The organism is Pseudomonas sp. A25(2017) (genome assembly GCF_002001065.1).
Taxonomy (GTDB): domain Bacteria; phylum Pseudomonadota; class Gammaproteobacteria; order Pseudomonadales; family Pseudomonadaceae; genus Aquipseudomonas; species Aquipseudomonas kilonensis.
Genome location: NZ_MUOA01000025.1, coordinates 1 through 24,947 on the forward strand (window position 1 = coordinate 1; position 24,947 = coordinate 24,947).

22 protein-coding genes are annotated in these 24,947 nt (G+C 57.2%); 10 read left to right on the forward strand and 12 right to left on the reverse strand.

From position 1 onward, the window contains the following. Nucleotides 1–2,059, forward strand: a 2,059-nt coding sequence (locus tag B0E42_RS00620; protein ID WP_139353060.1) for a TonB-dependent siderophore receptor, incomplete at its 5' end; no start/stop codon positions are given. Between the two features lie 108 nt (nucleotides 2,060–2,167). Here B0E42_RS00620 and B0E42_RS00625 read toward each other — a convergent pair. The 4 genes from B0E42_RS00625 to B0E42_RS00640 are packed head-to-tail and all read right to left on the reverse strand — an operon-like array spanning nucleotide 2,168 to nucleotide 6,227. Next, nucleotides 2,168–2,572, reverse strand: coding sequence for a thioesterase family protein (locus tag B0E42_RS00625; RefSeq protein ID WP_077505236.1), 405 nt, complete (start codon nucleotides 2,570–2,572; stop codon nucleotides 2,168–2,170). A gap of 54 nt (nucleotides 2,573–2,626) precedes the next feature. Next, on the reverse strand, nucleotides 2,627–3,712 hold the full coding sequence (locus tag B0E42_RS00630) for an aromatic ring-hydroxylating dioxygenase subunit alpha (protein WP_077505238.1): 1,086 nt from the start codon (nucleotides 3,710–3,712) through the stop codon (nucleotides 2,627–2,629). Beyond that, nucleotides 3,697–5,298, reverse strand: a complete 1,602-nt coding sequence (locus B0E42_RS00635) for a GH3 auxin-responsive promoter family protein (protein ID WP_077505240.1) — start codon at nucleotides 5,296–5,298, stop codon at nucleotides 3,697–3,699. The genes B0E42_RS00630 and B0E42_RS00635 overlap by 16 nt, the downstream gene beginning before the upstream one ends. After that, the gene (locus tag B0E42_RS00640) at nucleotides 5,298–6,227 is read right to left on the reverse strand and encodes a fatty acid desaturase (RefSeq protein WP_077505273.1); all 930 of its coding nucleotides are present in this window, start codon (nucleotides 6,225–6,227) and stop codon (nucleotides 5,298–5,300) included. The genes B0E42_RS00635 and B0E42_RS00640 overlap by 1 nt, the downstream gene beginning before the upstream one ends. Nucleotides 6,228–6,315: 88 nt before the next feature. Between B0E42_RS00640 and B0E42_RS00645 the strand changes: the two genes are divergently transcribed. Both B0E42_RS00645 and B0E42_RS00650 read left to right on the forward strand, forming a co-directional pair. Continuing rightward, nucleotides 6,316–7,194: a metal-dependent hydrolase gene (locus B0E42_RS00645; RefSeq protein WP_168188484.1), complete on the forward strand. Its 879-nt coding sequence runs from the start codon at nucleotides 6,316–6,318 to the stop codon at nucleotides 7,192–7,194. After that, complete coding sequence (locus tag B0E42_RS00650; protein ID WP_168188485.1) at nucleotides 7,191–8,117, forward strand: hypothetical protein; 927 nt, start codon at nucleotides 7,191–7,193, stop codon at nucleotides 8,115–8,117. Before B0E42_RS00645 ends, B0E42_RS00650 begins: the two co-directional genes overlap by 4 nt. Here the strand turns inward: B0E42_RS00650 and B0E42_RS00655 are convergent. Both B0E42_RS00655 and B0E42_RS00660 read right to left on the reverse strand, forming a co-directional pair. After that, a complete protein-coding gene (locus tag B0E42_RS00655) occupies nucleotides 8,105–9,220 on the reverse strand; it encodes a hypothetical protein (RefSeq protein ID WP_077505242.1) in 1,116 nt (371 codons plus the stop codon). The two genes, B0E42_RS00650 and B0E42_RS00655, sit on opposite strands and share 13 nt — an antisense overlap. Continuing rightward, nucleotides 9,214–9,879, reverse strand: a complete 666-nt coding sequence (locus B0E42_RS00660) for a hypothetical protein (RefSeq protein WP_168188486.1) — start codon at nucleotides 9,877–9,879, stop codon at nucleotides 9,214–9,216. The genes B0E42_RS00655 and B0E42_RS00660 overlap by 7 nt, the downstream gene beginning before the upstream one ends. A gap of 171 nt (nucleotides 9,880–10,050) precedes the next feature. Here B0E42_RS00660 and B0E42_RS00665 point away from each other — a divergent pair, with 171 nt between their 5' ends. Both B0E42_RS00665 and B0E42_RS00675 read left to right on the forward strand, forming a co-directional pair. Then, nucleotides 10,051–11,511: a fatty acid desaturase gene (locus B0E42_RS00665; RefSeq protein ID WP_077505275.1), complete on the forward strand. Its 1,461-nt coding sequence runs from the start codon at nucleotides 10,051–10,053 to the stop codon at nucleotides 11,509–11,511. Between the two features lie 358 nt (nucleotides 11,512–11,869). After that, entirely contained in the window at nucleotides 11,870–12,307 is a 438-nt protein-coding gene (locus B0E42_RS00675; protein ID WP_256578252.1) for a helix-turn-helix transcriptional regulator, read from the forward strand. A 77-nt stretch (nucleotides 12,308–12,384) separates the two neighbouring features. On the opposite strand, the gene B0E42_RS00680 is transcribed toward B0E42_RS00675, so the two are convergent. Continuing rightward, entirely contained in the window at nucleotides 12,385–13,428 is a 1,044-nt protein-coding gene (locus tag B0E42_RS00680; RefSeq protein WP_139213149.1) for a hypothetical protein, read from the reverse strand. Further along, nucleotides 13,421–14,653 carry a hypothetical protein gene (locus B0E42_RS29445; RefSeq protein ID WP_139353061.1) on the reverse strand — a complete coding sequence of 411 codons (1,233 nt, stop codon included), beginning with the start codon at nucleotides 14,651–14,653 and terminating at the stop codon, nucleotides 13,421–13,423. The genes B0E42_RS00680 and B0E42_RS29445 overlap by 8 nt, the downstream gene beginning before the upstream one ends. Nucleotides 14,654–15,275: 622 nt before the next feature. On the opposite strand from B0E42_RS29445, the gene B0E42_RS00685 reads away from it, so the two are divergent. Next, nucleotides 15,276–16,664 (forward strand): surface-adhesin E family protein, encoded by a 1,389-nt coding sequence (locus B0E42_RS00685; RefSeq protein ID WP_053189261.1) that lies wholly within the window; start codon nucleotides 15,276–15,278, stop codon nucleotides 16,662–16,664. Between the two features lie 40 nt (nucleotides 16,665–16,704). Here B0E42_RS00685 and B0E42_RS00690 read toward each other — a convergent pair whose 3' ends face one another. Continuing rightward, on the reverse strand, nucleotides 16,705–17,454 hold the full coding sequence (locus tag B0E42_RS00690; protein ID WP_077505246.1) for an ABC transporter substrate-binding protein: 750 nt from the start codon (nucleotides 17,452–17,454) through the stop codon (nucleotides 16,705–16,707). A 216-nt stretch (nucleotides 17,455–17,670) separates the two neighbouring features. Here B0E42_RS00690 and B0E42_RS00695 point away from each other — a divergent pair, with 216 nt between their 5' ends. The 3 genes from B0E42_RS00695 (at nucleotide 17,671) to B0E42_RS00705 (ending at nucleotide 20,724) form a co-directional block, all read left to right on the forward strand. Further along, nucleotides 17,671–18,471, forward strand: coding sequence for a hypothetical protein (locus tag B0E42_RS00695; protein WP_077505247.1), 801 nt, complete (start codon nucleotides 17,671–17,673; stop codon nucleotides 18,469–18,471). Between the two features lie 352 nt (nucleotides 18,472–18,823). Continuing rightward, entirely contained in the window at nucleotides 18,824–19,471 is a 648-nt protein-coding gene (locus tag B0E42_RS00700; protein WP_077505249.1) for a VOC family protein, read from the forward strand. A 299-nt stretch (nucleotides 19,472–19,770) separates the two neighbouring features. Further along, nucleotides 19,771–20,724 (forward strand): alpha/beta fold hydrolase, encoded by a 954-nt coding sequence (locus tag B0E42_RS00705; protein WP_077505251.1) that lies wholly within the window; start codon nucleotides 19,771–19,773, stop codon nucleotides 20,722–20,724. 386 nt (nucleotides 20,725–21,110) lie between these two features. Here B0E42_RS00705 and B0E42_RS00710 read toward each other — a convergent pair whose 3' ends face one another. The 3 genes from B0E42_RS00710 to gabT form a co-directional block, all read right to left on the reverse strand. Then, a complete protein-coding gene (locus B0E42_RS00710) occupies nucleotides 21,111–21,599 on the reverse strand; it encodes an Lrp/AsnC family transcriptional regulator (protein WP_003203167.1) in 489 nt (162 codons plus the stop codon). Nucleotides 21,600–21,644: 45 nt separating this feature from the next. Further along, nucleotides 21,645–22,301 carry a hypothetical protein gene (locus tag B0E42_RS00715; RefSeq protein WP_018601222.1) on the reverse strand — a complete coding sequence of 219 codons (657 nt, stop codon included), beginning with the start codon at nucleotides 22,299–22,301 and terminating at the stop codon, nucleotides 21,645–21,647. A gap of 87 nt (nucleotides 22,302–22,388) precedes the next feature. Further along, nucleotides 22,389–23,681 (reverse strand): 4-aminobutyrate--2-oxoglutarate transaminase, encoded by a 1,293-nt coding sequence (gabT, locus tag B0E42_RS00720; RefSeq protein WP_077505253.1) that lies wholly within the window; start codon nucleotides 23,679–23,681, stop codon nucleotides 22,389–22,391. 288 nt (nucleotides 23,682–23,969) lie between these two features. Between gabT and B0E42_RS00725 the strand changes: the two genes are divergently transcribed. Further along, nucleotides 23,970–24,896 carry a glyoxylate/hydroxypyruvate reductase A gene (locus tag B0E42_RS00725; RefSeq protein WP_077505255.1) on the forward strand — a complete coding sequence of 309 codons (927 nt, stop codon included), beginning with the start codon at nucleotides 23,970–23,972 and terminating at the stop codon, nucleotides 24,894–24,896. Nucleotides 24,897–24,947 lie beyond the last annotated feature (51 nt).

The following is a 24,947-nucleotide window of genomic DNA, read 5'->3' on the forward strand; positions in this document are numbered from 1 at the left end:
CACCCCACCCGCCACCCTGGAACTAGACGCAACCGAGGTCTCCGGCAGTGGCCAACTGGGGAGCACCACGGAAGGCACCGAGTCCTACACCACCGGCGCGATGTCGACCGCGACCAAACTCCCGCTGACGATGCGTGAAACCCCGCAAGCCGTCACCGTCATTACGCGCCAGCGCATGGATGACCAGGCGATGACCGACATCAACGACGTGGTCAAGGCGACGCCCGGTTTGTTCCTGGACTTTTCCTCTGGTCCTGGTCGGCAGACCTACAAGGCACGCGGTTTTGAAATCGACAACTTGATGTATGACGGCATCCCGAGTGGCTACGACGGCGTTAACGTCGGCTCCCAGCCTAACTTGGCGATGTTTGATCGAGTCGAGGTGGTGCGCGGTGCCACCGGCCTGGTGACGGGTGCAGGCAACCCTTCGGCCGCCATCAACCTGATCCGCAAGCGGCCATTGGCCGAGCAGAAACTCACCCTGACCGGTGCCGCCGGCAGTTGGGACGACTACCGTGGCGAGGTCGATGCCTCCAGCCCGCTCAACGACAGTGGCACGTTGCGCGGCCGGGTCGTGACCTCTTACCAGGACGCCAACAGCTTCATCGACAATGTCGAGGAGGATCATGGCCTGTTCTATGCGGTCACCGAAGCGGACTTGAGCGAGGACACCACCCTGACCCTGGGGTTTTCCCACCAGAAGGACAAGACCAATTACTTCTGGGGGTCTTCGATGATCGGCCAGGACGGCCATCATCTGGACCTGCCACGCTCCTATAATCCGGGGACGGATTGGGAGAACAAGGATCAGGAGATCAACACCGTATTCGCCGAAGTTCGTCATCGCCTGGCCAATGACTGGAACCTTCAGGTCAACGCCAACTACTCCGAACAGAACGCGTTGTTCTCCGGCTCTTATCAATCGCGCTGGGACAACAACACACTGGCCCGCACGGTTTACCAGGCCGACTTCGATGAAAACCAGGCCGGCGTAGACGCCTTTGCCAGTGGGCCCTTCGAGGCGTTCGGGCGCAGCCATGAACTGGTGGTGGGCGCCAGCAAGCGCATCAACGACACGACCATCCACAACTACAGCCCGTACGACATGAACTGGCCGATCAATGGGGGTAAACCGAACTTCGTTCATACCAACAACCAGCGCGAAGTGACCACCCAGGACGGCGTCTACCTCACCACACGCCTGAGCCTGGCCGACCCGTTGAAGCTGATCCTCGGCGGACGCCTGGACTGGTACGACTACGATAACCGCGATGGCGACACCGACTACAAGGTCACCCGTAACCTCACCCGTTACGCCGGCTTGATCTACGACCTGGACGACCACCACTCGGTCTACGTCAGCTACAGCGATATCTTCACGCCGCAGCGCGAAAAGGATACCTCGGGTAGCCCGGTCAAGCCGATCGTCGGCAAGAACTACGAGGTCGGCATCAAGGGCGAATATTTTGATGGCGCGCTGAATGCGAGCGTGGCGCTGTTCCGCGTCGATCAAGAGAACCGCGCGGTGAAGATACCCCCGGCAGACTGCCCACAGGCAGAATGCTACGAAGCCTCCGGCGAGATTCGCAGCCAGGGTATCGACTTCGAACTGCAAGGCGCCTTGACCGAAAACTGGCAAGTCGGCGGTGGCTATACCTACGCGCGAACACACACCATCAAGGATGCCGCCAACCCACAGAACGTAAACAAGCAGTTCGACCCCGACACACCGGAGCATCTGTTCAAGCTGACCACCAGCTACCACTTCCAGGGCCCGCTGGAAAAACTGCGCGTGGGCGGCAACGTCTCCTGGCAGAGCCGCCTGTACAACGACATCCCGCTGGCTGATGGCAGCAAGTACCGCCTCGAACAGGGCAGCTACGCGATCACCGACCTGATGGCCGGCTACCGGGTCAGCCAGAACCTGGATTTGCAGGTCAACGCCAACAACATCTTCGACCGCCGGTACTACTCGACCATCGCCAACTCCGTGAGCTATGGCGGTGACGCCTATGGCAACCCGCGCAATATGCTGCTGACCGCCAAGTACAGTTTCTAAGAAGAGCGGATTTGTCTGGTCCTGAACCAAGTTCATGCCTGTTTCAGGGCCAGACCCAGCACCTGAAATCGTCTCTTTCTCTGTCCGGACGAAGGTCTTTCCAGCGGGTTATGAAAGAAGCGCTCTCAACTGCGCGGGAACGGCGACCACCTCCTTGGTTTCCGGCGAGACACATACATGAGTGACATTTGCCACAAAAGATAAGGGCCCATCAACAACAAACCCTTCGACCAGAAACGTGAATGAATGAACACCCACCTTCGCCACACTGACTTTGATAGATAACTCATCATCCCACGTCAAAGGCACCAGAAACTCCATGGACATGGCGCGTACCGGCGGCAATATTTCAAAGCCCATGAGTGTCCTAAGCCCGGGCCTGCCAAGCCACTGATCAAGTGCAACATAGATAGCCTCTACTGAAAAATACGAAAATCGCGGCGTGTACACCACGCCTGCCGGATCACAGTCGCCAAATAAAATCGTTCTACTGACGAAAACCGCATGAGGCATTGGTCTCTTTCCCTTTAGTTATTCGAGCCTTGGTAGGTATTTTTGTCGCCGCCATCAAAGCTCAAACCGTATCCGGCTCTCACGACGCTGTGCCGGTGGCAAATCCTCGCCTAGCCTGACCGCCGTCAGTAGCTGCTCGACACCGACATGTATGGCATCCGCTTGCACATTGGACGGCTTGAAGTCCGGTGCGTTATCAAGGCCTTGGCGGTGTGCTTGAATGATCTTCACGTCTTGGCGAATGACGATGCGGGTGTACAGATGGATGAACGGACGCAACGTCCGCAGTACCCAACGGGGTAGGCGGAAGCGGTAGGCAATGTAGGTATAGACGCGCGACTGACGTGAATCGATTGGCGTGATTTGACTGATGATCAAAAAAGCCGAACGCTCGCCCCACTGGTAGTCGCAGCGCGTGACGTTGGGCGCAAAAAAACGATCCGTGTGAACCAGCGGCTCGCCGTCAGGATTACTCAGCCAGTTCATGACACCAATCTTGTCCCCGTCATCGTGATAGGTCACTTCAATGCTCCGCGCTTTACACGCGAGCGTGGCGTCCATCGAACGACCGGTGCTGGATCTGAAGATGCCCTCGTGCACGAATACGGTATGCGGCACGTCCATGAAGTTCTGCACCAGGCTGCCTACGTCGGCCTCAAAGGTGTTGATCATGAAATAGCTCTGCCAGCGCTGGTCAGCGTAAGCCGGTAGCCTGAACACAGGCTTGGCCTGCGGGTCACCTGCACCGGTGTATACCCAGATCAAGCCATCAAGTTCCTGCACGGCAAAATGACGCTGTTTGTACCGGTACTCGCCTGATGGCGATGAGCACTGTTTATCGCCGACACTGGGGATATGAACCACGTGCCCTTGGGCATCGTAGCGCCAGCCATGGTAGGGACAGACGAGGCAATTATCGGAAATCTTGCCGGCGGACAATCGGGTTCCCCGATGCACGCATTGGTCCAGCAACGCCGCTACCTGCCCATCACCCTGACGAAAAAGCACCAGGTTCAGTCCGAGGATTTTTGCCCTGTAAGGTGTGTTCTTACGCAGCTCTTTCTGCGCGCAAGCCACATACCATTGTTCGAGGGTTGCATCGCAAGGTGCCTCGAAGGTGGGATTTAAAGATGCCGACATGAGCTTTCCGTTAGCGCGAGAATGGCCTCGGCTGTCTCGAGCCGATTGATAAGAGGGCGAGGTTTGACGTCACCGGCGCGGATACCGCTTAACTCCGCCGCCTGTTGCAGTACTTGAGCCAGCAGATCAGCGCTGCCTTTGAGCAGGCGAACCCGAAGAGGCCCCAACTGCCCAAGTCTGCGTGCCTGGTTGTAATGAAAGGCGTTGGACAGCTCCGACTCGACCGCCAGCGCCAGCGCGCTTGCATCCAGGTCTTCAGATGTCGCCACCAGCGCGAGGTAATGCGGTGGCATGGCCGAAGCATTGGGGATCAGGCAAGCAGCCCCTGTCGTGGTGAGGCAACGGTCAAATATGCTCTGCACGATGTGCTCATCAAGCTTTTCTCCGACCAGATCACTGGTCACCGTAGTACGCCCCACAAACTCTACACGCGGCGTAGCCCCCAGCATTCCGACGACTCGGACCCGGTCCCCCAATGCGTAGCGATACAAGCCGCCACCGGTTGTCAGCAGCACTTGCACGCTTTCGCCCATGCGCAGGGAGTGGGCATTGCGTAGCGAACCGTCTTCGCAGAGAAACTCGAGATAATGGCTGCCAATCGCCAAGGGACATCCCGGCCCGTCACCAAATGGCACGCTCACCACACCTTCGGTGGCAAAAAGCCCTTTAGGTAACCATTGCACCTGAGGGAAGCGCGCCGCCAATTGCCTGTAGTAGCTGCGGCTGGGGCCATCCATCCAGCAACTGACGGCTGCCAGCCGTGGCCATAACTCGGTGCAGACACCTTGGGATCGCGCGCGACGCAACGCAGACCTGCGGGCGGCGGGAAGCGCATTGTCCAGCCATGCAAACGTCTGCTCATGCTCAGCGGTTTCGCCATCGAAAATTGGCTGTAACAGACTGGTCAAGAACGTAGGGCTCCAGACACTGATAAAACTCAAATCAGCGTCTGCCACCAACGCCAGGAGGGTCTGTCTACGCCAGTTGGACAGATCGCCGGCGAACTCTGGAATCAACAACGTCCCGGCCAGCCCGGCAATGCTGCTGCCGCTCAAGTACTCCAGGTCACTGGCTGAACCAACGGCAATACCATTGGGGCCCGTCACCGGCACTTGCAAAGGGGGTGACATTGACCAATAGCCTGAGCCATGGCTGATCCCGGGGACTTGACGGTGCATATCCGCAAGCCAGACGCCTAAAGCGCTGTGCATTTCAGAGAGAAAGTCGCGTGTATAAGGAATCGCTTTGTGCAGCGCACTGCTACCGCTTGTACGTTCAAAGAACAGTGGCGGGCGGGATGTCAAGATCGGTTCCGATTCCTGTTGGGCTCGCTGTATCCAGGGATGCAGTTGCGCGTAAGCGTGAATCGGGACGTTGTCGCGAAACTGCATTGAATCAGCGATACGCGCAAAGTGGTGGGCACGCCCGAACGCACAATCACTGTTGGCCTTTAGCAATCGCTGCAACAGGCGTTCTTGCGTCAGTTCTGGTTGCTCAAGTTGCTCGTGCCACCGATCCAGCAGGGGTTGGGCACTGTCTATGAAACGTTTCCACAGCGCGCGTTTGGCGCCATTGTTGGCACTCATCAAAAGTAGGTCTTGTCGAGTTGCGTCACGTCATCCGGTAAACGCTGGGGCGGCAAGAAAACCGTTAGCCAGCCAAACCACAATGGCCGGGTTTCCTTCAGGTTCGAGGCCCGGTGCATCTGCTGCCAATGCAGTCCTGATTGGCGATGATGGGTGAGGTTGTAGTTAAAATTCAAAAATGCCCAGCGGACCAGGCGCGGCGCCCTCATGTTGTAGGCCCCCTCCACCACGTCCAACGGTGTGCGCATGTGGTAGACCCACTGCAGCGAAGACCAGGAAAAAGCAAAAGCGATGTAGGTCACCAGGACGACAGGCCACTTCCATCCCAACACTGTCCCGGCCGATAACCACACCGCGACACTGGCGATCGCCTCCAGCCGGATACGGCTGAAATCGCTTTTTGAAAAGTCCTTGAAGGCCGCCGCATACGTATTGACCTCTGCGGTTTGCGACCACCTGTCCGTGATACGTGCCGGCAGTAGCGGCAACAAAAGACTGCCGATAAACGCTGCGAACCAGATACCCCCCAGAATCGCGAAATAGTATTCGACTCGTTTGCGCAGCAACGACTCGTCTGCGCTGGCAAAATCAGCCAACTCTGCTCGTGTGCGATTACGCGTGTGATGCCCCAGATGGTTGATATGGATGAGCGTAGCCGATGCACCAAACAGGGTTGAAGCCCACCACATGACGAAATAATTCAGCTTTTTTTGACTATGGGCCAGCCCATGAAAGGCCTCGTGCATCATCGAAAAGACGCCTTGCATGACCAGGCAAAAAGGCATCAGCACAAGCCACTTGGGCCAACCCGCATCCGTGTGTGACAACCAGGTCAGCGTCGCCCCCCAAACCAATGTCTGCAGCATCAGTACACACAGATTGGCCACGTCGTAACGACTAGAGGGTGGAATGTCACCAGAACTGCGCATAAGAGGTCCCATGGAAAGTCGGATATCCATTTACACGATCAATGACAAAAGAGATAGCCTATAGTTTTTCAGGGCCGCACCCGTCGATATGTCGTATCTCAAAGGCCTCTTGTCCTGGTGCTCGGCGGCAAAACCACCTGCCGCAAAAATTCCCCTGCGCAACGTACGCTTTGCTCTCGATGAGCGAATTCCCCGTTATTGGTACCGTGACTGGCCTCACGTCACGCGTTTTTTTGATGGCCTGTCGATCATGTTTCCACTCGGCGAAAAGCTGTTCATTGATAGCGTCACGCACTTTCGTACCGAGATAGAAACCGATCGTTCGCTGTGCAACGCGGTTGAAGCGTTTGTTTATCAGGAGGCGTCGCATATTCGTGAGCACAGGCTGTATAACCAGCTACTCGCGGCACAAGGCGCGCCTGTTGAGGCACTGGAACAACTGCTGCTGCGCCGACAAGAGGTTGGCAATCGATTTACGCCAGCGACTCGTCTGGCCATGACCGCCAGCCTGGAGCATTTCACGGCCATTCTCTCTGATCAGCTTTTGCGAAATCCCGCTGTTCTCAACGGTGCCGATTCGAGGATGGCCATGCTCTGGCGTTGGCATGCCATAGAAGAAACCGAACACAAGGCCGTCGCCTACGACGTGTTGTGCCGGGTTGTGCGCAATCCACTTTGGCGATACCTGATGCGGTGCGGGGTCATGCTGATAATGACCGCGTACTTCGCCGTCGATGTGCTGTATTTCATTTACCAACTTGCAGGGACCGATGGGCAACGCCGTAACTGGCGAGGGTGGGCGCGCTTGCAATGGTGGTTGTTTGTGAGTCCTGGCCCGCTGACCCGTGCATTTCCGAGCTGGCTGGCCTGGTTCATTCCTGGTTTTCACCCCGATAAGCTCGACAACAGTGAAGCCTTGGAAGCGGCCCGCCGAAGACTGGATGAATTCGCTGAGCCCAAGCCATGAGCCCATCCTCGCCGGAAAAAAAAACCTGGATACCAGAAGGCTTTGACGAATGGCCACTTCACTTTCCAGCAACGCAATGGGCGAGGCCTGCTGCACACCTTGATTGGACAGAGCAATTTATCGCGTGCTGGCATGCCCCCGTGCCACGTCTTCCTCGAAGTACGTTGGTGGTGCTGGTTGCCGGGCTGTTTTCCGAATGGTTGCCACGTTGTTTTCAAGATTGCGCCCAGACGTTACGGCGCTCGAACTATCAGGTTCTGCGCATGCCCGTGCGCTCTTCGCGTGGGGTGATGGCTCAAGGAACGTCTATCGACAAGGTACTGACTGCCGAACTCAAGCCAGGCCAGCGATTTGTTGTGTTGGCGCACAGTAAGGGGGGGCTCGATGCACTTGCAGCCCTCCTACAGAACAGCGTCTTGAGTGAGGCGTGCGACGGCGTGGCGTTGGTGCAACCGCCGGCAGGCCCGTCGACGGTCATGGATGAGGTGCTGGGTTGCAGCACGTGGCAACCGGCCCAACGATATCCTCTGGATCACCTTCGTCGAGTGTTTGCAAAAATGCCGTGGGTGGCCGATGGCACACGAGACATCAGCCGCCTGCGCGACCCGCACATTGCTCACATGCTCAATCATCTGGGCCCTGACCTGCATTGCGCGCATGTCGTCAGTTGGAGCTGCGCGCCCAGCTCTGGTTTTGACACGCATCACGCACGCCTCAATGCACGGCGACCCGGCTGGGCCCATGACGGTCAGTTTTACCTCGACCATCAGCGACTCGAGGGCATGCCGCAGATTTGCCTGCCGCACCTCGATCACGGCCAACCTGTTTTGGGCGGCGGTGGATTTGATGCGACCCGTTTCTGGTTGGCGCTGTTGAACGTCTTGCACGAGACCAAGCCCGGCCGGGGCAATCAGACGAGATAGATCTCAAACCCCGGAATACGCGCCGCGTCCACCGGTGCCAGTGCTGACGCACTGCCGACGCAGGGCGCCGTATACAGGTCCATGGGAAGGGTGACGCTACGATAACGTTTCATGGCAGCCCAAAGCGGGTCATTGTCATACAAGCACATTTGCATCAACGCGTACTGACCGCGAACGCGCACCCAAGCGGCATCCAGCAGCGCAGCGAAAATGTGCGGGTTGCGCTGCCGCACCTGTAGATGAGTCAGGTAGATGTCCTGCAGTGCCTCGCCAGGTGCAGCGATTGCAGGGCGCCCCAGGACTGGCGCACAGGCGTTGAAAGCCAGGCGAAGCGCCTGGTGTGGCAAGGGCAGCTTTTCCAGCACCACCCGCTTGATACGCCCGGCATCCCAAGGGGCCACACAACCGAGCACATTGTTACGGGCGTCCAAGGCCAGGAGAAATGACTCGATACCGAAGTCCGGCCAGGTGTCCAGGCGTCGCGAAAACTGCGCTTCACTAAAGACGCAACCAAAGGGCTGGCCTGCCGACTCGCTGTCGAGAAATGCCCGCAGTGCATCCGTATGGGCCGGCTGGGCTCGAACGATGCGGACGCTTTCCAGCGTTCTTGGCGCGCTGCTCCATCCCCGCTGACCATACACGGAGACATTGCTATAGCCACGCCAGTGCGAAAGCATCAGCGGATTGGCTCGCCGCCCCCCCAGAAGCGAGTGAGCCGCAAGCCTATTGCCGCGAATGACACAGCAATACGCGTGCTGCGCACCGGTTTCATGGGCCAACGCTTCGAGCCGCACTTTGACCTCGGCCATCCACGACTTCGACAAACGCCGGTCGGGCACCAGTCGCAGATCCCCCAGATAGGCCACCGGCTCGATACCGCCATTAAGGTAGCCATCGCGGACCACCAGGCTGGCGATGCCTTTCAGTTCGCCCACCTCGCTTTCCGCTATCCAGGTTCGATGATCCGTGGCGTGACAACGATGCAGCGCGAAATAGTCCGGCCCACGGTCAAACCGCATCGGCAAGCCACCCTGCATCGCCCGCTGCGCCTGAAAGTCGAGTAATTTCAGGTTGTCCGCGGCGCTTGCCTGGCGGATCAGCATGGCGATGGTTGAGCGGCAGCAAACAAGCGCAGCACCATCGGCCGTAAATTATTGGGGTGCAGCTCGCACAAACAGACCAACTCATCACCCGATGCGTAAAAAGGATTTCTTTCCAGAAAATACAATACGTTTGCCAGACGCAGGTGAGGCGCAGGAACCTGTGCCAATTCCGTGCTCAGCCGACCTTGTGGAACCTTGAAGGACAGAACACCCGTTTTCGGATCATAGGCCTCACCAAAACGATCGATCGCCAAGTGGTCCATCAGCGCCTGGACGCCAGAATCCGTCATGGCCCCGGCTCGGGGTGAATAGTTCAACGCCATGGCGCCTAAATAACGGTACGTTCGGTGACCCTTGCAGATCAGCAACCAATAGAGAGGGATTTCAGACTGCTCCTGCCAGATCTCCCCCGCCAGTCGCATCCAGGCGAAGGCCAGTTGCTGGCTTCCCCAGTGTTCACGATCAATGATGGTATCGCCCGAAAAAATCACCCTGATCGGTTTGCCAGACCAGGTTTTTTCATAAAGTTTGAGCGTGGTGAATCCGACGATTACTTCACCCGCATCCCGTAATACGATGCAGTGGGTTTTTTCCTGGAAATCCTGATCAAACCTTGCTCGCGAGGTGTCGTCGTAGGACGCAGCATAAATCTCGAACATCCGATCAATTTCATTCAGATGCAGATGGGCGCATTCAACGGAGGTTGCACTCAAACTCATGGAGACCTTCAGCATCGCAAGCAAGGGGGGACGGATATTGGCCAGATCAATCGGCCAATGCAACGTAGACTTCCATTCATCGCCCTCCTCGTTTACCCAGGCGCCTTGATCATGTCATCCACTGTCGCACACCATCCTGTCAATGCCTCAAGGGTGACCCGCCCCGTCAGTTGGCTGCTGGCCTACACCGTTGTGACGGGGGTCCTGTATTTTCTTGTCACGCACTTCCCGATGGGGCCGGTACGGGTTATTCAGCCCGGCGGTATCGATGCGCATATTGCGCAACTGCCCTACACACTCCCCTTGTACCTTAGCTATCTATTGATCATGCCCGCGCTCGTGTTTCTCGGGCGTCGCTGCGACTGGCTGTTACCGGTTTTTTTTGCCGGGGCCCTGGCCTCTGGAACCTGCTTGGTGAGCCACCTGTTCTGGCCAACCCTTATTGAGCGCCCGGATAGCCCGTCGCAGTGGCTAACGTGGTTCTACAGCATTGACTCACCGCTAGCGGCGTCACCCAGCGGACATGTGGCATTGCCGGTGGCTATCAGCGTTGTGCTGGGTTATCTGCGTGTCCGCCAGGCATGGGTCTTCGCGCTGTGGAGCCTGATGCTGGCAATCACCGTGTTGACGACGGGCCAACATGTGCTGCTCGATGTGGTCTATGGAGCAGCCATTGGCGCAGCAGCGGGTTTGGCAACCATCACGCTGAGTCGCCTCAAGGTGGATTTGCGCACCCTGGCGGCCATCCTGCTTGAATGGTTGTGCATCATCGTGACGTTGCGCATTGCGCTGTATGCCGCGGACTGGCGTTTCTATTGCCTGGCGTTTGTCATCATTGCCGCGCGCCAACACGCGCTGTTCATTCTGTACCACGACGCGACTCACTATCACCTGACGCGTCATCGCGGTATCAATGACTTTTTGATCAACGTGGCCATCGGTGTTCCGGGTACGGTGCCCATTGAGTTCTATCGGCCACTGCACCTCGAGCATCATCAGCACACGGGATCAACGAAAGATCCGGAGCGGCGCTTTCTTTATCACCAGCAGCCGTGGAACTTCCGACCACTGTCCGGGAAATTATTGCTCAGGCAATTGCTGGGGGATCTGTTCATCATCAATACGCTGCGCAATCTGCGCGCCTACAGAGAGGCGGGAGGAGCATCACCGAAGATGACCCGGCCGATCGCCGCTGCGGGCATTATCTGGCTCGCCCTCTTGTCGTTCATCACCTGGCAAACCAGCGCCCAGACCATGATGCTTATCGTGCTGTTATGGTTTTTGCCACTCGCCACTTTGGGAACGCTACTACAGAAAATTCGTAGCATCGCCGAACACAGTGGCGGGCCTGATGTAACCCCAGGCTGGCAGCAATGGACTTACGCATGGAAAGTGGGATGTGTCGGAAGGTTTTTCATTTGGCCTTATCACATCAATCTGCATCTGCATCATCATCGCAGCGCCAACCATCCATGGCATGTGCTTCCAAGCCTGCTGAGGACCGACGAGCGTTTAATGGACTCGCGTACGCTGCTTTCCCTGCTCTGGTCTGGGTCGAAGCAAAAAAGCTGATTCAACCCTCTTTCGGTTGTTTAATGCTCGGTGTCGCGTTTCGGACTTCCCACGCGAACATAGCGGTGCAACAGCAGCCTGATCAGCACTTGCGCCCCTTCTCATGGTCTACCGCAAGCCACCAATGGCACCACCTGCACACATCCACCCCAGAGACACTCTCACATGAAAATGGCTGCCATGTTTGTACTCACCTGGATTGGCTTCACCTCAGCAGGTGCATTTGCCGGTGATCGGAACCAGGACTATCGAGAGGCAAACAGGCGCCACTGGGAACACCAGCGGGAAATGAATAGAGCAGAAGACAGGAAACACCGCGAGCGCCATGAAGAGAGGGAGCGGGACGAGCGCAAGCATTATGAAGAAATGGAGCGGGAAGAGGCCAGGCGTAGGGCGCAGTACTATCAAGAGCGGTAGAAAGCCTCCCCTCAGGGTCAAACCACAATTTGATAACCGTGGCCTGACCCTGATTTTGCATGCCGATCCGGCGCGTTCTTGGACGGTCGAGAACCTTGCCAAAATCGCGGGTGTTTCTCGCTCGACCTTCGCTTTGCGATTCAAGCAAAAATCTGGTGTCACCCCTTTAGAGTACGTCTTGCGCTGGCGCATGCAATTAGCTACGAGATTGTTGAAAACAAACCACACCACCATTTCGTCCATAGCACAAAAGCTGGGCTATGACTCCGACAGTGCTTTTAGCCACGCTTTCAAGCGCATCATGACCTGTTCGCCTCGTGAATACAGAGAGAGCAGCTCCATATCCCCGCAGGAAAATCGGGACCAGACCATAATTTGATAACCATGGCCTGCCCCCCGATTCCCCCCCTTCTTCACGCACGGGTTGCGCCTGCCCATACGTCTGGCTGAAGTTAGCTACAGGCTCATGAGCTCACGTTTTGCGTCGTCTACACTTTGAGGAGTAAGCGTTGTTGCGGAATGAAGAAACGGTCCGCGTGCGACGCCATGCAACAAAGTAACAAACCCTTCCCACTCTGTTACATACTGGTTTAGCCTTATGAAATCCGCAACTTTTGCCGCTTCTGTAGTATTCGCTTCAGAGTAATAAGTATCAAGCCATACCCTTAGCAACCCCCTGACAGCGTCACTGCTCCGCTCGCCAGTTCGACTTGCTATATAATTTCTAACCTCTCGATATGAAAGGCTTTCGACTTCCACCCCCTTTCCTTTGGCGCACTCATACAGGGAAAACACTTGCTCCCTCAATTCTCTCGCATGATCTTCTTGATCTATCCAGCCCTGATCAAATTCAGAAAATTTACTTTGTGCGCAGTACATTGTCAGCAACGTCATGAGGTGTATTTTTTCAGAAAACACATATCTGTAATTATCTTTAATTTTGATTTTTTCAAGTTCGGCCAGAATCTTACGCGCTTGGGGATATGCTCCCTCGAACGCCGCAGGATCTCGCCTCCAGCAGGTTTCTATTGCTGCGTGACTTTTGCCATGTGTTAAGCAAGGGTATTGAGCGGCGAGATCGCTCAACTTCTTATTGGCTATTGAATATTGATCCGATGCTAATCGATTGGTTTCTACAAGGGCAATCTCATTGAGACTCACGCCCTTATCGACCAACTCAAATTTATATGAAGACCTCATTTCATAGCTATTTGGTTTCTCCCGATGCCTTGCCATAAGGGACAGTTCAGTCGACAAAGTATTCGGCGCCTCCCAGGAAAATTCGCCATTTTTTTTAGTAGTCACTTCAGACATCCCTAAGCCACCGGACGGAGTGTTTTCACTTAAAATAATCACAGCACTATTTTCGGAAGCTCTTTCCGGTGGTTTTAGGGATTTGTAAGAAGGGTAAACAGTAACCCATCCAGTAACTTCAGCCCCCCGTGCGTAGGGGCCAAGACCCAAAGTAAAAACGAGCACGACAACTAACATTTTATCCACAAACACCCCCTTTCAATCTAAATTTTCTTTCCTCGAACTCAGGCTCTGGGTTGGCGTCCGCCCACAGAGTGACCTTATCGGAAGAATCAAGATGACAACCGGTTAACTCGCTCAATGTTGCTCTAATCATAGCCTTGTCATCATCACTAACTTTTGTAGCAGCAGCCTGATCTCTTTCTAACGCGATTACTTGCTCCAAGCTTCTTTTAGTACGCAGCCGCCTAAGACGATCTATACTCGAATATGTTTTTGCGGCCCCAAGAACTGACGCAGCTGCGTTCTCAATGCTTGCCGCATTTTTTTGCTGGGAATCACTTAGCAACGACTGTAGATATAAAGATCGAGACGACACCAATACCGGGACAATTGTTTGCGCGGTTGAAACGGTAACAGTGACGGTTGGAGAGGCTACAACTTGACCTTGGGAAATGACATTTTTTGAAGCAGGATCAAAGGTTCCACTGAACGTATTCCAATACGAACTCGTGCTAATTTTATCTATAGGCCTACTTAGAAGAATAAAGCGCCCTCTCCTCAGCGGCGTAAGGTCTGAGCCGTATGAGTTATTGATAGTCTCGGAAGAGTAAAACTGCACTGTATAGTCAAGAAGCTGTCTGTTATCTCGATTCGAAAGAATCAACCCCGCTGCTTTTACACCCAAGCTAAAGGCAGCTTGATTCACTCCTGACGCTATTGGACTTAACGATTGGGAGATCTGGCTAACTTGGGCCAATGCATCTCGGGCCTCCTGATTTTTTTCAGCGTATACATCTATAACTCTAATATGAAACAGAGGCGCTATTCGAGCATCCCAGCGCGGTTCAAAATACAGCAATAAATTTGAAAAATTTAGCGCTTGGTCCGGATTAACACCTCTCTGGTACCAAGCGACAATTGGGGTGCTAGTTCCATTATCCGACGCCCCAACCTCTATCACGATAGCAATATCCATCGTCCGGGAGCTATCCGCACGCGGCAATGTGACGCTATCCAAAATTACGGATATTGGGCTGCCATGACTTATATCGGAGGATTCATCTGGACTTAATGTATCCGAACGCGAAAGCTTATAAACATCATTCTCCTTATTTGGCGATACATAAAATACTCTATTATCAAAATAGTCGGGGGTATTTATTACATTTCTGTCACGCTCAGAAAACCCAGACCCCGCAGTACAACCTGCAACAAACAATACAAGCACAATGAGTGAAATATGGTTCATATCACTTCTCCCTGAAGAAACTTGTCTATTTTTATTCTAACCTGTCCATCATGTGCCGAGGGCTGAGGGTGTAGATGAGCTACCAGCTCATTTCCCCATCTTCTGTGTAGGTGAGCAGATGACTGCGATTTTCTGAGAGTCGCGCTCTTGACCGACACATACCCTAATATGCAGACGCGCGAGACATATTTCTCTCTCCTGAGACTTTCAGATCAGCCAATAAAACAGCATCGTTTCATCGTGCCGCACAGCCATCTGAACTCCAGACCTTTGCCAATTGCCACCTCTCTTTTCAAAGGAACATTATGTCCCTCATAACCACCTCCCCTTATGAATGCGCTTACTTTATTCAAGCTTCAATTTAGCCAAAGTCAATAGCGCTTCGCCATCGTTCGTTATGAGATTTTATGCAAGACGAATAAACAGTTACTTCGATTTTGTATATCCGAAATTGAATCGTCGGAATTTGAGGAAAAAGTAAAACCGTTTTCGTTTCTAAGCCCCGCGTTGTACAGCGATCCAAATAACATCCCCGCGACAAACTCCACCACTCCCTCTATCCTTACCCGCCCCAAGACATCGCACCACCCTGCCTCCCTCAATGGACTTACCGGAGACATCTGTGCAACGCCCTACCCTTCTCATCGCCTCAGTACTGCTAACCGCCTGCGCCAGCCAACAGCCACCGGCCGATAAGCAAGCCACCCTGCTCGCTCAGCCGTTGACGCCCAACAGCCTGATGCGCGAAGGCGACGTCATCAACTTCCAGGTGTTCGCCCCCCGCGAACCGAACTTACCCTTCTGGCAAACGGTTCAGTTTTCGGCGGCCTGCTCCAGGCCCCAGGTCAACCTGGTTTACTCGTTCATGCTCCGCCGCTCCTACGCCAACAATAGCGGCCGCTATGCCCCGCCAACAGCGTTGCCCGAGCGTTATCACGCCACGCTGATGAACAACCGGGAGTTCACCCAAGCGTGTAAAAATCTCCCCGCTCCGGATTGGCGCCAGGTGATGAAGGGGGACGCTGAACGGTGGCTGTTGCTGGATAACAGCAGCGTGCGCAAAAGCGGTAAACAGGTGCAATTCTGGATGGCGTACGACGAGCCGCAGACCCGCCTGAACCCGCTGAGTAACTCTCCTTTCACGCAGACCCGCGAGCAGTACACGCTGGACTGCGCAGCGCGAAACGTCACGCTGCTGGCCCGTTATTACCTCAATGCCAATAACGAGGTCACTGACGGAAAAATCGAGATGTTTCCCGAGGCCAAGGCGATGACATCAGCCGACCAGGATCAGTTGAAGGTGTTTGAACTCGTGTGCAACGCGCCGACGACCATTGCCACTCTGCCGACGTTCAAGTCACGTACCAAAGCACCGATCGCGGCGGATGCCCTGCCCGACATCAACCCCGGAGTGTTGAGGAGCATTGAGCAACTGCACATGCCGGCCCCGGCCAAGACGCTGACTTACATTGAGTTGTCAGGCACCGCCAGTCATTCCCAGGAGAGTTGGCCGGAGCGTACTGAGTATTTTCTGTCCACTGACCCTGTGACCGGGCAGCTGCGCATTGTTCACAAAAGCGAAAACCTCAATGGCCGCCAGATCAACTGGCGCGGCCTGATCAGGCTATCAGGCACAGAGCAGGCCACGCACTCCGAGAACACCGAGGTGGTCGACAGCCTGAGTTTCCGTGGCGATTGGCAGCGTATGCCTGTGGGCGGTCAACTGGGCTTCACCCGCCAGGGCAGCCTCACCAGCAATCTGATCGGCACCGTGGGCAAGGAACCGAAAACCTTCGACTGCACCGTCGACAGTGAAGGGCCAGCCAAACGACTGAACCCAGCCTTGAGCGGTAACGCCAAGGCGTTGAGCTGCCGTGAACAGCGCCCAAGCTCAACAGTCGTGCCGCTGAAGCACTATTACTACTTGGTTGACTATGGGTTCTTCTATCACGCCAGTACTGACAAAAATGACTCGGTATCCATCGACATGCATGTGCAGAGCGTGAAGTGAGTGAAGGTCTGCGGGACCGGCTTTCGCCGGTTCCGCGCGCTCACCGCCCAACCGCCCCCTCATACCGCCGCTGAATCCGCTCCAATTCCCCTGAACGCCGCAACTTCTCCAACGCACTGGCCCACGCCGCCACCACTTCATCGTCACTGTCAGGACTGAAGGCGATGTACAGCGATGAGCGATACAGCTCGATAGGGATCCGTCGCAAGGTGCCCGGCGCGATGTTCAACTGACGGCTGTAATAGGCCACGCCCGCGTCGGTGTCGCCGATGATGATGTTGGTGCGCCCGGCGAGCAGCATGCGGTAGAGCAGCTTGCTCTCGGTGGCGCTTTTGTCCAGGTTGTTGAAGCCCAGTGACTGCAGCCTCTGGGGCACCAGGCCGGCGTGGCGCGTAGTGATCTGGGGGGCGTTCAGGAGTTGTTCCAAGGTGTCCAGTGGGGGCGTATTGGCCAGTTGATAGGGGTGGATGGACTCTTCCACGATCGGGCCGACCCATTTGTACAACGACTCGCGCTCCGGCGTGCGAAACATGGAGTACATGATGGTCTTGGGCCGGTTCCTCAGCATCTGGCTCGCTCGCATACTCGGCTGCAACAGCACCTCGAAGTCATTCCCGGTCAGCGTCATGATGGCCCGGACGATCTCGGTGATCATGCCGGTGAGTTGGTTGTTTTCCTGGTAGTTGTACGGTGCCCACTCTTCGGTGACGACTTGATACTCCTCGGCCCCGGCATCAACCGTGCCGAGCAATAGGCAGAGCAGCGCTGCAGCCGGTGTCGAATGTCTCACAGGTTCTCCCGGTGGGTTGTTCGGTGTTTGTGCATGGACGGGCCTGATTCAAGGGGGCAAGGTAAGCATAGACCCAAACACACGCCCAACTGTTGACGCAGTCCACATTCCGCCCCTTAGCAACCCCCAGGCCTTGGTGTACGATCAGCGCGATCCGGATATCGGCCAGCGTACGCGGCGCTTCCCTTTCGCCCTTCTCCCTGTGACCCAACCCACATGAATCCGATCGACCCACTGTCGTTTCAACGCATCATCACCGCCCATGGCGATTTCGAAGGCGCGGCGTATTTCGACGCTGAGGAAAGCCTCGCCCACGAGGTATTTGCTGACCGCATCGTGTTCCAGACCAACTACCTGGATTACCGCAGCTACGAGGTCGATCTCGCCGAGGGCTGCGTACGGGTGCGCAAGACACGGCTGGATAACTACCTGCGCGGCCATAAGGCCCAGGTGATCGATGACGACATGGACGACGAGGATTGGGCCGAGCTGGGCAGTCTGTGGCAGCGTTTGAGCCACGACCTGGACACCCAGGGGCAAGGGCCGCAGCCCGATTTGGCCGATACCCTGGCCGATCTGTTTGATTGCCTGTTCGACGAGGCGCGCGCGCAGGCGCTCATTCAAAACATGCCGGCGCCTACCGGGCAGTGGGATTGGGCTTGGACGCAGGTCGAGTCAGCGCTCACCGAGGCCAATCAGTTGGCGGGGTTCGAATGGAAGGAGTGGTCGTCCTACGGGATCGATGCCGTCAATGCCCTCGCCCCGCTGCGGCAGTTGGGCATTGAAATCCCTGCGCCTGAGCGTAAAGCCATCGATGCCATCAACCGCGCCAACGATTGGGAACGCGCACTGCTGCAGTACTTCAACGCCCAGTTGGAGGCCCATGATTTGAAGTTGTTGGCCATCGGCACGCACTTCGATGAATACCAGGCCTTCGCCTGCCTGCCCATGAACGGTCTGGGCCTGATCAACACCCTGGAGATCATGGGCAGGCTGGGCATCGTCTACAAATATTAAGCGACCGACGCCACGCGCTTTCGGTCCGCTTTTACCAGCCCATAAGGGCTACCCCTCCTTTGAGCCTCGAAGTGACGACATGACAAACTGTGAGCAATGCGGGTCCCTCCTCCCTTACGACACCGCTGCTTGCCCGCGATGCGCCGGGGAATTTCGGCACACGGTAGAGGCACACGCACCAAGGCCCCAGCCGTCGAAAGGGCAGAAAATCCTGAAATGGGTGCTGATCGGCATTGTGGTCGCGGTGCTGGCAGCAGTGGCGGCGGTCATGTGGATCTTGCACTCGCTGGGGCCGATGCCTTCTTTTGGTTGATGGCGACAGATACTTCCCAACCCACGGACGGATGAACACATGAAAACCACTATTGATCACCTCGTCATCGTGGCAACGGACCTCGACACCGGCTGCGCGTTCGTGACTGACGCGCTGGGCGTCGACCTTCAACCGGGCGGCGTCCATTCACGCATGGGCACCCATAACAGGCTGCTGCACCTTGGCCCCGGGCTCTACCTCGAAGTGATTGCCGTGGACCCGTCCGCCATACGTCCGGACCGGGCACGCTGGTTCGGCCTTGATCAATTGGCCCCCCATTCGCCGGCACACCTGGCGACCTGGGTGGCACGCACTGATGATATTCACACCGCTCGTGATGCCTGCCCTGGCCTTGTCGGGGATGTCGAACCCATGACGAGAGGAACATTGAGCTGGCAAATAACCATACCGGCTGATGGAAGCCTTCCCATGGATGGATCAGTCCCCACCCTCATTCAATGGGCGCCTGGGCTTCATCCGGCGGACACGCTCCAGGACAAGGGTTGCGCGCTATTGGCGCTGGATGTCTTTCATACGGATCCGGAAAAAATCAAAGCGATCCTGACGGCCATGAATTTTTCTGGCCCGGTTCATCTTCACGCACTGCAAGCGCCTTCGGCGCCCTACCTGGTTGCGCATGTTCAAACGCCAAGTGGGCTGAAGACACTGCCGCTTTTACACGTGTGAGTCTGTACAGAACAGCCAATTGTGGCGAGGGGATTTATCCCCGTTGGGCTGCGTAGCAGTCCCCTTAAATTTTGGGGTTGCTGCGCAACCCAGCGGGGATAAATCCCCTCGCCACAAGGTCACCATAACCCGCGCCGACCATTGACACGTAACCGAAGCGAAACGCAGCTATCCGATTTTCCCATAGTTGCTATCGATACCGGCGCCGTTCTCGTCCTCGGCCTCTCTCTCTAATCTGCCCACCAACGCGATCGACGACGATCGCCGCAGATCAAACCGACCTTATGGAGAGAGAAACGATGAACACATTCAACCGCACCCTCGCTGTCGCCACCCTGGCATTGGCCACCCTCAGCGCCGAAGCCGCGTCGCCGGTCCAGGCCGCTGCCAGCGCGTCTGCTGTCGGCAGCGTGGTCCAGTCCGCCAGCTACATCACCACCAAGGATGGCGTCCAGCTGTATTACAAGGACTGGGGCCCGCGCGATGGTCAGGTCGTGACCTTCAGCCACGGCTGGCCACTGGACTCCGACAGCTGGGAAGGCCAGATGATGTTCCTCGCTTCGAAGGGTTATCGCGTGATCGCTCACGATCGTCGCGGCCACGGTCGCTCCAGCCAGCCGTGGGAAGGCAACGACATGGATCACTACGCCGATGACCTGGCGGCGGTGATTGAAGCGCTGGACCTGAAGGATGTCACGCTGGTGGGCTTCTCGACGGGGGGCGGTGAAGTGGCTCGCTACATCGGCCGTCACGGCACCGCTCGAGTGAAGAAAGCCGTGCTGGTGTCCTCTGTTCCGCCGTTGATGCTCAAGACAGACACCAACCCCGGTGGTTTGCCTATCGAGGTGTTCGATGGCCTGCGCAAGGCGTCCCTGGAGAACCGCTCGCAGCTGTACCTGGACATTGCCTCGGGCCCGTTCTACGGCTACAACCGCAAGGGCGCCAAGCCATCCCAAGGGCTGATCCAGTCGTTCTGGGTGCAGGGCATGCAGGGTGGCAGCAAGAATACCTATGACTCGATCGCGGCATTCTCGGCGACCGACTTCCGCGGTGATTTGAAGAAATTCGACGTGCCGACGCTGGTGATCCATGGCGATGACGACCAGATCGTGCCTATCGACGCTTCAGGCCGGGCCTCGGCAGCGCTGATCAAGGGTGCTCGACTGATCGTCTACCCTGGTGCGCCGCACGGCTTGACCGAGACGCACAAGGATCGCCTCAATCAGGATCTGCTGACCTTCCTCAAGGAATAAAAGCCCAGATCCCTTGCTCGCGATGGCGGTGGGTCAGCTTGCCTCAATGCTGAATCGGCCGACGCCTTCGCGAGCAGGCTCGCTCCCACAAGGGGTTTGGGGTGGATTCAGGCTTTGCGGACACCGGGCATAACATTGTGGGAGCGAGCTTGCTCGCGAAAGCGGTGGGCCTGCTTGTATCAGTGTTGAATGGGCCGACGCCTTCGCGAGCAGGCTCGCTCCCACAAGGGGTTTGGGGTGGATTCAGGCTTTGCGGACACCGGGCATAACATTGTGGGAGCGAGCCTGCTCGCGAAAGCGGTGGGCCTGCTTGTATCAGTGCTGAATGGGCCGACGCCTTCGCGAGCAAGCTCGCTCCCACAGTTGTTTCAGGAGGGGGTTCGAATTCAATGCCGCAACAACTTACGCAATGGAATCTCATCCTTGCGCACCGGTGACTTGATGACGATGTAGCTGAAGTACTTGGAGATGCCGATGTTCTTGTCCAGCAGGCTTTCCATCACGTCCTGATAGTCCTGGATGCTGCGGGTCATGAAACGCACCAGGTAGTCGTAGCCGCCGCTGATGAGGTGGCATTCGAGTACTTCATCCACCAGGCGGATGTTGGATTCGAACTTGGCGAAGTCCTCACGCTTGTGGTCGCTGAGGGTGACTTCGGTGAAGACCGTCACCGAGTCGGTAATCTTGGCCAGGTTCAGATGGGCCTTGTAGCTGGAAATGTACCCCAACGACTCCAGTCGTTTGACCCGTTGCAGGCATGGGCTGGCGGACAAGCCCACGGCATCGGCCAGGCTGACGTTGGTCATGCGGCCATCTTTTTGAAGCTCTACCAAAATGCTGATGTCGATCCGGTCCAGTTTCGCTAAACCTTCCATCGCATACCTCTTGCCTGCCGTTTGTAAGACAATCTTCTAACAAAATCAGCGTCGTAAGGACAGCTGATGCTGAGCGACCAGATCAGCCATGCTGTTGATACAGTAGTCCGCCGCACAGGGTGCGGGAGACATGTCGGCGTTACGGCAGATCAGGCAGACAGCCCCAACCGACCGTGGGCGGGCGCCGGGACGGGTCACCTGGAGAATAGACTCGGCGCTCAGGCCATTGGCCGCCAGCCAATCGTGATCCTGCAACGGGTCGCTCGCCAGCGAAATAAAATCATCAGGCTCGATGCCCAGGCGCTCGCACAACACGCCCCGGTCCTCGGCATCGCGATCCCCTTGCACCAACAACCGATAGAACTTGCGCAGGTAGAGCATCGCACCCGGCGCATCCTCGAACAGCGTCCAACCGGCAGCCGAGCGGGCGAAGCTCATGCCCTCCTCCCAACTGACCTTGAGCTTCCAGCGCTCGGCCAATTGACGGTGGGCGAAACACAGCAAGCCGCTGAAGCCCAATTCGCCGAAACGCGGGTACAAGGCTTGCAGCACTTCGTCAAAATCGGCGAGCACCTGTGCTTTGTCCAACGGCTCGCCATGGTTTTCCAGCAACGGCTGCAACGCCGTCCAGACGCCGGAGTCCCGATCCACCAGGACCTCATCGCAGTCGATCAACAACGCCCGATATTCAGTCAGCCTCATCTGTAAAGCCTCCGATGATGTCCCATCGATCAACGCTCCATTAACCGCCACTGACGCTTGCCCAGGCAAACGTCATGAACACCGGCATCAGCCGAGGACGCGTGCCAAGGCGCCGTCGAGAATCTGCAACGCTTCGTCGATCTGCGCTTCACTGGTGACCAGCGGCGCCAGGAAGCGCAAGACGTTGCGGTACACCCCGCACTTGATCACCAGCAAACCGCCGGCCCGGGCCTCGTCGATCAGGCGTTGGTTGAGGTCGGCGTCCGGGGTGCGCGTGTCGTCATGCTTGATCAGTTCGATCGCCAGCATGAAACCGCTGCCGCGCACGTCGCCGATCTGCGGGTAACGGGTTTGCAGGTGCAGCAGGCCCTGGCGCAGGCGCTTACCCAGGACTTCACCACGGGCCAGCAGCTGTTCTTGCTCGTACGCCTCGATCACCGCCAGCGCCGCCGCGCACGACAGCGCATTACCGCCGTACGTACCGCCCAGGCCACCCGGCAGCGGAGCGTCCATGATCTCGGCCTTGCCGACCACACCCGACAACGGCAAGCCACCGGCGAGGCTCTTGGCGACCGTGACCAGGTCCGGCTGGATGCCGGCGTGCTGGAAACCGAACCATTTACCGGTGCGACCGAAACCGGTCTGGATTTCATCGAGAATCAACACAATGCCATGCTTTTGCGTCAATGCGCGCAGGCCCTGCAAAAACTCGGCGGGGGCCGACAGGAAACCGCCATCGCCCTGCACCGGCTCGATGATGATGGCGGCGACCCGCTCAGGTGCCACTTGGGTGGCCAGCAGCTCGTCCAGTGCCTGGAGCGCCATGGCGCTGGTGACGCCGCGATAGGCATTCGGATACGGCGTGTGGAAGACCTCCGGGGCGAACGGACCGAAGTTCTGTTTGTACGGCTGACTCATGCCGGTCAGCGTGGTGCCGAGCAAGGTCCGGCCATGGAACCCGCCGCGAAAGGCAATCACGGCCGAGCGGTTGGTGTGGGCCCGGGCGATCTTCACGGCGTTTTCCACCGCTTCGGCACCCGAGGTGAAAAATGCCGCTTTATAGGCGTGCTGGCCGCCGATCATTTCGCACAGGCGCTGGGCCAGGTCCAGGTAAGGCTTGTAGGCCACGACCTGGAAGCAGGCATGGGAGATCTTCTGCAACTGGGCCTGCACGGCCGCGACGACCTTGGGGTGATTGTGGCCGATGTTCAACACACCGATGCCGCCGACGAAGTCCAGGTAGCGCTTGCCGTCCACGTCCCATAATTCCGAGCCCTGGGCCCGATCGATCACCAGCGGGTGCGCGGTGACCAGGCCACGTGGCACGAATTGATCACGCTGACGGAGCAAACTTGGGGTTTCTTCGACTTTACTGTTCATTGGCATTTCCCATCGTGAGCCTCGCACCCAGGAAGCGGCTGCGGTGTGTTCACAGGTTAAGCGTTCGACACGATTGTCTAAGCCGAACTTGGTCGTTGAGAAATTCGGATCGACTGTTTACACCCCGGCAAACAGCAGAATCCTCCAGAGGCATTCCAGCCCCATGGAATCTGCCGCAAGAGGCACCTTGCAACGCAGTGCGATGCTGCTACGCCGGCCCTTTCGACAGATCCTGCTCTGGCGTTGAGGCATGCTAGGGGCTCCTTTATTTCAGGCGAGAAGTGACCCATGGCCCTGCTCTATAAAGCTGACCCGGTACGCGGCGAACACTGGCGGCGCCTGTTCGCCGAACACGCGCCGGACGTCGAATGGCGCGCCTGGCCAGACATCGGCGACCCACGGGATATCCAGTACCTGGCGGCCTGGCAGGCGCCGGACGACGTCGAAACGCTGTTGCCGAATCTGCAGGTGCTGTTCGCCTTGTCGGCCGGCGTGGATCAACTCGACCTTGGCCGCTTGCCAACGACGCTGCCGGTGGTGCGCTTGCTCGACCCGGGCATCAGCCAGGGCATGTGCGAGTACGCCAGTTTCGCCGTGCTCAGCCTGCACCGGGACATGTTGCGCTATCGCCAGCAACAGGCCGAACGCTGCTGGCAAGCGCACCGGCTGATGCCCGCCGGGCAACGCCGGGTGGGCGTCATGGGTCTGGGTTTGCAGGCACGGCAGATACTCGCCAGCTTGAAGACCTTTGGTTTTGCCTTGTCGGGCTGGGCCCGCAGCGCGCATCACATCGACGGGGTCGCGTGCTTTGCCGGCGACGAGCAATTGTCGGCCTTTCTCGGTCAATGCGACATAGTGCTGTGCGTCCTGCCGTTGACCGAGCAGACCCGAGGCATCCTCAACCGCCAGCTGTTCCAACACTTGCCCAAGGGCGCAGCGTTGGTCAACATGGGCCGAGGTGGGCACCTGGTGGAAGCGGACCTGCTTGAAGCCCTTGCCGACGGCCAGCTCAGCGCCGCGGTGCTGGACGTGCTGGAGCAGGAACCGGCGCCGATGGATCACCCATTCTGGCAGCATCCACAGATACTGTTGACCCCGCACATCGCGGCGATGACTCAGCCTGAAAGTGCCTTTGGCGTGTTGCTGGAGAACATCCGCCGGCATCAACGGGGTGAATCGATGCTGGGCCTGGTGGATCGTGAGCGCAGCTATTGAGCGCTCGAATAGCATGCTCCCCGTCACACCTCATCATGCGGTGACGTGCTG

Coding starts and splice junctions, on each gene's coding strand:
- B0E42_RS00625 (WP_077505236.1), bottom strand. CDS start 2,572: ATGCCTCATGCGGTTTTCGTCAGTAGAACGATTTTATTTGGCGACTGT.
- B0E42_RS00640 (WP_077505273.1), bottom strand. CDS start 6,227: ATGCGCAGTTCTGGTGACATTCCACCCTCTAGTCGTTACGACGTGGCC.
- B0E42_RS00700 (WP_077505249.1), top strand. CDS start 18,824: ATGAAAACCACTATTGATCACCTCGTCATCGTGGCAACGGACCTCGAC.
- B0E42_RS00630 (WP_077505238.1), bottom strand. CDS start 3,712: ATGTCGGCATCTTTAAATCCCACCTTCGAGGCACCTTGCGATGCAACC.
- gabT (WP_077505253.1), bottom strand. CDS start 23,681: ATGAACAGTAAAGTCGAAGAAACCCCAAGTTTGCTCCGTCAGCGTGAT.
- B0E42_RS00695 (WP_077505247.1), top strand. CDS start 17,671: ATGAATCCGATCGACCCACTGTCGTTTCAACGCATCATCACCGCCCAT.
- B0E42_RS00660 (WP_168188486.1), bottom strand. CDS start 9,879: ATGTTCGAGATTTATGCTGCGTCCTACGACGACACCTCGCGAGCAAGG.
- B0E42_RS00710 (WP_003203167.1), bottom strand. CDS start 21,599: ATGGAAGGTTTAGCGAAACTGGACCGGATCGACATCAGCATTTTGGTA.
- B0E42_RS00635 (WP_077505240.1), bottom strand. CDS start 5,298: ATGAGTGCCAACAATGGCGCCAAACGCGCGCTGTGGAAACGTTTCATA.
- B0E42_RS00650 (WP_168188485.1), top strand. CDS start 7,191: ATGAGCCCATCCTCGCCGGAAAAAAAAACCTGGATACCAGAAGGCTTT.
- B0E42_RS00655 (WP_077505242.1), bottom strand. CDS start 9,220: ATGCTGATCCGCCAGGCAAGCGCCGCGGACAACCTGAAATTACTCGAC.
- B0E42_RS00725 (WP_077505255.1), top strand. CDS start 23,970: ATGGCCCTGCTCTATAAAGCTGACCCGGTACGCGGCGAACACTGGCGG.
- B0E42_RS00705 (WP_077505251.1), top strand. CDS start 19,771: ATGAACACATTCAACCGCACCCTCGCTGTCGCCACCCTGGCATTGGCC.
- B0E42_RS00675 (WP_256578252.1), top strand. CDS start 11,870: ATGAAGAAATGGAGCGGGAAGAGGCCAGGCGTAGGGCGCAGTACTATC.
- B0E42_RS29445 (WP_139353061.1), bottom strand. CDS start 14,653: ATGAACCATATTTCACTCATTGTGCTTGTATTGTTTGTTGCAGGTTGT.
- B0E42_RS00645 (WP_168188484.1), top strand. CDS start 6,316: ATGTCGTATCTCAAAGGCCTCTTGTCCTGGTGCTCGGCGGCAAAACCA.
- B0E42_RS00715 (WP_018601222.1), bottom strand. CDS start 22,301: ATGAGGCTGACTGAATATCGGGCGTTGTTGATCGACTGCGATGAGGTC.
- B0E42_RS00665 (WP_077505275.1), top strand. CDS start 10,051: ATGTCATCCACTGTCGCACACCATCCTGTCAATGCCTCAAGGGTGACC.